This window comes from Pseudomonas sp. PS02303 (genome assembly GCF_029959925.1).
Taxonomy (GTDB): Bacteria; Pseudomonadota; Gammaproteobacteria; order Pseudomonadales; family Pseudomonadaceae; genus Aquipseudomonas; species Aquipseudomonas mandelii.
The window spans coordinates 1-6,194 of the sequence record NZ_JASCOM010000315.1 but is presented as its reverse complement, the minus strand read 5'-3'; the positions used below and the strand labels follow the sequence as shown (position 1 = coordinate 6,194).

At 60.5% G+C, this 6,194-nt stretch carries 3 protein-coding genes and 2 tRNA genes; 1 reads left to right on the top strand and 4 read right to left on the bottom strand.

Annotated features, from left to right (window positions below; genetic code table 11):
- Positions 1–174 precede the first annotated feature (174 nt).
- From QMX98_RS31340 to QMX98_RS31325, 4 genes are all read right to left on the bottom strand, one after another.
- The gene (locus QMX98_RS31340) at positions 175–1,470 is read right to left on the bottom strand and encodes an AcvB/VirJ family lysyl-phosphatidylglycerol hydrolase (protein ID WP_010462677.1); all 1,296 of its coding nucleotides are present in this window, start codon (positions 1,468–1,470) and stop codon (positions 175–177) included.
- Positions 1,470–4,112 (bottom strand): bifunctional lysylphosphatidylglycerol flippase/synthetase MprF, encoded by a 2,643-nt coding sequence (gene mprF / locus QMX98_RS31335; RefSeq protein WP_169856256.1) that lies wholly within the window; start codon positions 4,110–4,112, stop codon positions 1,470–1,472. Before mprF ends, QMX98_RS31340 begins: the two co-directional genes overlap by 1 nt.
- A 279-nt stretch (positions 4,113–4,391) precedes the next feature.
- Positions 4,392–4,468, bottom strand: a tRNA-Met gene (locus QMX98_RS31330).
- Positions 4,469–4,674: 206 nt separating this feature from the next.
- Positions 4,675–4,751: transfer RNA gene (locus QMX98_RS31325), tRNA-Met, on the bottom strand.
- A 301-nt stretch (positions 4,752–5,052) separates the two neighbouring features.
- Between QMX98_RS31325 and dinB the strand changes: the two genes are divergently transcribed.
- Positions 5,053–6,114 carry a DNA polymerase IV gene (gene dinB / locus QMX98_RS31320; RefSeq protein ID WP_010462672.1) on the top strand — a complete coding sequence of 354 codons (1,062 nt, stop codon included), beginning with the start codon at positions 5,053–5,055 and terminating at the stop codon, positions 6,112–6,114.
- The last annotated feature ends 80 nt before the right edge of the window (positions 6,115–6,194 follow it).

Here is a 6,194-nt window from a genome sequence, read left to right as displayed (position 1 = left end):
GCTCGCGATAGCGGACTGAAATTCACCATCGTTGTATCCGACAGATCGCTATCGCGAGCAGGCTCACTCCCACAAGGTATCTGATCTACCCAAGGGATTTGTGGTGTCTGTGGAAATGAAAAAAAGCCCCTGCAACCTTTCGGTTGCGGGGGCTTTGGGTGGGCGCGCCTCAGATCACTCCTGAGCCGTCTCACCCTTGGCCTGACGCTTCTCGATGATGTCCACCAAGCGCTTTGCCAGCGCCGGGTAGTTCTCGTCGAAGTGGTGGCCGCCCGGTAGCTTCATCGCTTCGCCCACGGCGGTCTTGTCGGTGCAGCCGCTTTCGTCGACTTCTTCTTCGCCGTAGATGCACACCACTTTCTCCGGTGGCAGCTTGGCCATTTCCGGGCCGGTGGCGGCTTCTTTGCCGGCGTTGCCGAGCCAGCCTTCGACTTCGATTTCGAAGCTGCCGGTGCGGGCGAAGGCGAGCAGGATGATGGCGTCGACGCGTTGTTGTTCTGCGGGTTCCAGGCGGTTGTAGATCGCTGGCAGGACATCGGCGCCGAACGAGTAGCCGGTCAGGATGAAGCGCTTGGTGCCCCATTTCTGCCGGTAGTGTTGCATCAGCTCGGCCAGGTCCAGGGCGCTTTGCTCCGGGCTCTTGTGCTGCCAGTAGTAGCGCAGAGTGTCGATACCGACCACCGGGTAGCCGATCTTGGCCATCTCGCCCGCGACGTCGCGGTCCAGGTCACGCCAGCCGCCGTCACCGGACAGGAACAGGGTCACGGTGTCCTTGGCTTGGCCGGCCGGGACTTCGACCACGGGGATTTGCAGGCCGCCAGCGGCTTTGTCGCCGCCGACCAGGAGTTTACGCAGTTCGTTGTTCAGCACTTGCGGCAGGTTGATGTCGTAGTCGCTGATGCTGGTTTCGGCGTTGGCTTGATCGCGCACGAAGCCGGCGCTGGTGTCGTCCGGGTTGTCGTTCCAGGCCACCAGCCAGTGACCGTGAGCGGCACTTTTTGGCAGCAAGTGGGTGCAGCCGGGTTTTTCCAGTGCCAGGTCGACGGAGACAGCCTGGGCCTTGTCGTCCTTCTGCTCGGACAACCAGCGCCACGCCAGCACCGCGCCAGGGCCGATACCGCTGACCAGGGTCGCCGGGCCTTTGAGTTCTCGCAGGCCTGATTGCAGGGCACGACTTTGAAGCAGGCAGTCCTTGGGCAGGATCACCTGAACAATCTGCGCCGAGCCGGTGCGGCTCAGGGTCATCAACTGTTTGTCGCTGAGTTTCTGGTCTTCATTGACCGCCACCAGCACCTGGGCGCGTGGCGTGTTGCCGGGAATGACACGCGTCATCGCCGTGCCATCAGCCGGCTTCAGCTGTTCGAGAGTCGGTTCGGGGGCCGGGCGCTTCAGGTACCAGTAACCGCCACCGATAATCAGGGCCAACACGACCAGTGTGCCCAGTACGTACCGCAAGGAGCGTTGAATCATCAGCGTTTCACCAATCCAGTCAAGCCGCCCGCAATCAGGGCAGCAGTATCGGCCAGGGCAACGAGCGGATCGAGTCCGGCGGGCACGGCCATATAACGGGGTTCCCAGTCAGGCTGGAATTTGTCTTTGAAGCGGCGCAAGCCTTGGAAGTTGTAGAGCTGCTCACCACGGCGGAAAACCATCGAGCCCAGGCGCTGGGTCAGCGGTGCGCCACGCCGGGGTTGCAACCCCGACAGCGGCACCATGCCCAGGCTGAAACGCGCGTATCCATGATTTTTATAATGTTGAATCAGGCCGACCATCATGAACTCCATGGTCAGCTTGGGCGCGTCCGGGTGCGCGCGCATCAGGTCGAGGCTGGCCAGGTCATGGCCGTAAGTCTCGAGCAGGTTGGCAAATGCCACCGGGCGCCCTTCGAAACGAATCACCGCGACGCGGAAATGCTTGATGTAATCGTCACTGAAACGCCCGAGCGAGAAGCCTTTCTCGCGCACGTTCTTGCCGGTCAGCCAGGCATCGGAAATCACCTTGAGCTCATCCATCGGCGCATGGCCCGGCTCAAAGATCTCCAGCGACAACCCATCGCGAGTGCCGCGATTCCAGGTGTAACGCAGGTCCTTCATCTCTTTGCCCTTGGCTTCGAGATCAAAACGTTTCAGGTCGACCCGGGCTTCTTCGCCGAGCTTGATCGCGGTCAGGCCGATGTCCATGTAGTACGGCAGGTTTTCGGCGCGCACTTGATAGAACACGGGGCGGGCGTGGTGGACGTCGCAGAGGTCGCGGAACTGCCAGATCATTTCCGCCCGTTGCTGGGTCGGGCCGATCGGGTCGTACAAGGCCACCAGGCTGCGGCCACGGCGGGCGTACATCAGGAACGCCTCGTCGTTGGGATGAAACAGCAGCGCCTTGTCACCGGTCAGGGCGAGGCCGCCGTCCGGTTGGGAGGAGGCCATCAGGATCTTTATGGCGCGATCCAGCTCGTCAGGCGTCGGCAAGTGAATCACCGGGCGCGCGGTGCGCAGCAACCAGGTCAGCGACACGACCACCAGCAGGACGGCGGCCCCCAACAATGAGCGCAAGCCACGCGGGGCGTCGGCGTCGAGGGTGAATTGCCACCAGAGTTGATGGCTGTAGGGAACGTCCTGGTACGCAAACAGCAGCAACCAGATCGAGGCGCCGAGCACGCACAGGCTGGAGACCAGATAGAGCGGCGAGAACGGCAATTCAGTCAGGCGACTCGGGCGGTAGAACGAGCGGCGAAATACGCCCAGCAGGCTCGCCGTCAGGGTCATCAGGCAAGCTTCTTCCCAGTCAAAGCCTTTGAGCAGGGAGAGCAGGGCGCCGACCAGCAATAGAATGGTGGTCAACATCCAGGCGGCGGACAGTCGACGACGCAGGCCTTGAGCCAGCAGCAGGCACAGCACGCCGACCAGACTGGCACCGAAGTGCGAGGCGTCGACCAGGCGGTGCGGGATCAGAAAGCCGATGTGTTCCAGCCGGGTGTCGATTTCCGGGGTGACGCCGGAGAACAGCAGCACCACGCCGGACAGGAACACCAGCACCGCCAGGATCGGCGCCGCCAGACCGGACGCGGCCCTCAGGGATTGGCGCGACTGAAACAGACGCTGGCCTTCGTTGATCAACAGGAGCACACACGCCACCAGCAGCGGCAGCACGACGTAGATCAGGCGATAGAGCAGCAACGCAGCGGCCAGTGGTGCGGCGCCGAGCGTGTCGGCGAAGGCGGCCAACAGAATGGCTTCAAATACGCCGACTCCGCCGGGCACATGGCTGAGCACACCGGCGGCCAGGGCTAGCAGGTACACCAGCAGGAACGCACCGAAGGGCGGCGCTTCCGGCAGCAACAAATAGAGCACGGTCGCGGCGGCGGCCACGTCCAGTGCGGTGATGATCAGTTGCAGGAAAGTCAGGCGGCGACCGGGGAGGCGCAAGGTGCGGCGTCCGACCTTGACCAGCAGGTTATCCGGGGAAGGTTGTTCCGGCAGGCGACGGCGGTAGATGCCGATGGCCAATACGCCGAACAGCAGCAAAACCGCCGCGGCAACGCCCCCCAGCAAACCTTCGGACAATCCCAGGGCCGCCGAAGCAGCAGGCAGATTGCTGAGGGTCGCCAAGGCGGCCAGTGGTGGCAGCGCGCAGCCGAGCGAGAGGCTGGCGAATAACGTCATGTGAGCGACATCTGACGCCCCCAGACCGTGCCGTGCATATAGACGGTAGCGGACCGAGCCCCCCGAGAGCATCGAAAGACCGATGGCGTTGCCGATGGCAAATGCCGTGAAGCCCCCCAGCGCAAGAATTCGCGGCGCCAGCGTCACGCCCGCGTAGCGACTGGCGGACCATTCATACCCCAGCAGAATGATGAAGCCGACCACGGTCGCCGCCAATGCGCCCAGCAGTGCCGGTTTAGGGACTTCAAGAATAGAGTCGTGCAAAGCGTACAGATCGAGTTCGCTCAGCAGATGACGACAGGCAATCAGCGCGATAGCGAACAACAGCAGCGTCACCGCCAGGCCGATGGGCTGGCGATATTTGCTGGCCAGATCCAGCAAGCGCAGGCGCTCTGCCTTGATCGGTTGGGTCGCTGTGACGGTGTCTTGTGGATCAGACGAGTTGGCGCGCATCAATCACCTCTTGGATTGTGCGCGACAGGATGGGGGTATCCAGCCAAGTTACCAATCCCTGTAGAAAAAAATAATCACAAATATTAACGCCTCTCACCGGTTGACGGCGATGGCATGTCATTGGGCGTCGGGGGGATCTGTCTGCGAATCAGCATAGTCTGAACTCATCGCATTGGAGATCCCGAACGCTTCGCTACACAGTGACAGGTCATTGTTGCGAAAGGACTTTTTCAACAGATACAAAAAAGGCCACTCTTTCGAGTAGCCTTTTTTGATGTTTGGTTGCGGGAGCCGGATTTGAACCGACGACCTTCGGGTTATGAGCCCGACGAGCTACCAGACTGCTCCATCCCGCGTCTGTGTGGCGGCATTCTATAGAGATACGCCTGTGTGTCAACCGTTAATCTGCAACCGGGTCAAATAAGCGTAAATAAGCGGCGAACGGTCGCGGATCAGACTTAAGTTTCGGAATCAGAACGATTTCTCGCTTCTGTTCATGAAGAGGGCACAAAACAGGCGCGCACAAAAAAGGCCACTCTTTCGAGTAGCCTTTTTTGATGTTTGGTTGCGGGAGCCGGATTTGAACCGACGACCTTCGGGTTATGAGCCCGACGAGCTACCAGACTGCTCCATCCCGCGTCTGTGTGTCGGCATTCTACAGAGGATCGCTGGGCTGTCAACCTTCAATCCAGATAAAACCTGTTCTGGTTCAATCGCTTAGCGGCAAGGAAGGGCTGGGCGATCGTCTGCGAGGCAGGCATGGCAAGGCTTGCAGCTCTATCGAGTGACGCTTTTCGATTGAGAAAATAAATTCATCGGTTACTTTTCCTACCGGTGGGGAAGAAGATTCAGACTACTGGTGCTATATACAGGTGTCAGTGAGATACTGCCGATCCGGCACGCCATGACCCCATTTCTTCACCATGAACACCGCTTTTATATGAGCCAGCGAAAAATCATCCACGTCGATTGCGACTGCTTCTACGCTGCCATCGAGATGCGTGACGACCCGCGCCTGGCGGGTAAACCGCTGGCGGTGGGTGGTTCTGCGGACCGGCGCGGGGTGATCGCCACTTGCAACTATGAGGCGCGGGCCTACGGCGTGCGCTCGGCCATGTCTTCCGGGCAAGCCCTGAAGCTGTGTCCGGACCTGACCATCGTCAAGCCGCGCATGGACGCCTATAGAGAAGCGTCGAAGGAAATTCATACGATCTTTCGCGATTACACCGACCTGATCGAGCCGCTTTCCCTCGACGAGGCTTACCTCGACGTGTCGGACTGTGCGCATTTCGGTGGCAGCGCCACGCGCATCGCCCAGGACATTCGCCGCCGAGTCTCTAATCAGTTGCACATCACGGTCTCGGCTGGCGTGGCACCGAACAAGTTTCTGGCCAAGATCGCCAGTGACTGGAAGAAGCCCAACGGTTTGTTTGTGATCACGCCTGATCAGGTTGAAGACTTTGTCAGTGGTTTGCCCGTCAGCAAGCTGCATGGCGTTGGCAAAGTGACCGCCGACAAGCTGGGCAGGCTCGGCATTGTCGATTGCTCGCATTTGCGCGAGTGGGGCAAGTTGGCGCTGGTGCGTGAATTTGGCAGCTTCGGCGAGCGACTCTGGAGCCTGGCCCGGGGGATTGATGACCGTCAGGTGCACAACGACAGCCGCCGGCAATCGATCAGTGTTGAAAACACCTATGACGTGGACCTGCCGGATCTGGTCAGCTGCCTGGATAAGTTGCCCGAGCTGCTGGAAACCCTGGCGGGCCGAATGGCGCGGATCGACAGCAGCTATCGGCCGGGCAAGCCGTTCGTCAAAGTGAAGTTCCATGACTTTACCCAGACGACGCTGGAACAAGCCGGGGCAGGGCGGGATTTGGGCAGTTATCAGTTGTTGCTGACCCAGGCGTTCAATCGCGGCGGGAAACCGGTGCGGTTGTTGGGGATTGGCGTGCGGCTGGAGGATTTGCGGGGTGGGTTTGAGCAGATGGAGTTGTTTGAGCGGTAGTTTTGCGGTGAATGTGAGGGCCTCTTCGCGGGCAAGCCTCGCTCCTACAGGTATCGCATCTTGTAGGGGCGAGGCTTGCC

Coding starts and splice junctions, on each gene's coding strand:
- dinB (WP_010462672.1), top strand. CDS start 5,053: ATGAGCCAGCGAAAAATCATCCACGTCGATTGCGACTGCTTCTACGCT.
- QMX98_RS31340 (WP_010462677.1), bottom strand. CDS start 1,470: ATGATTCAACGCTCCTTGCGGTACGTACTGGGCACACTGGTCGTGTTG.
- mprF (WP_169856256.1), bottom strand. CDS start 4,112: ATGCGCGCCAACTCGTCTGATCCACAAGACACCGTCACAGCGACCCAA.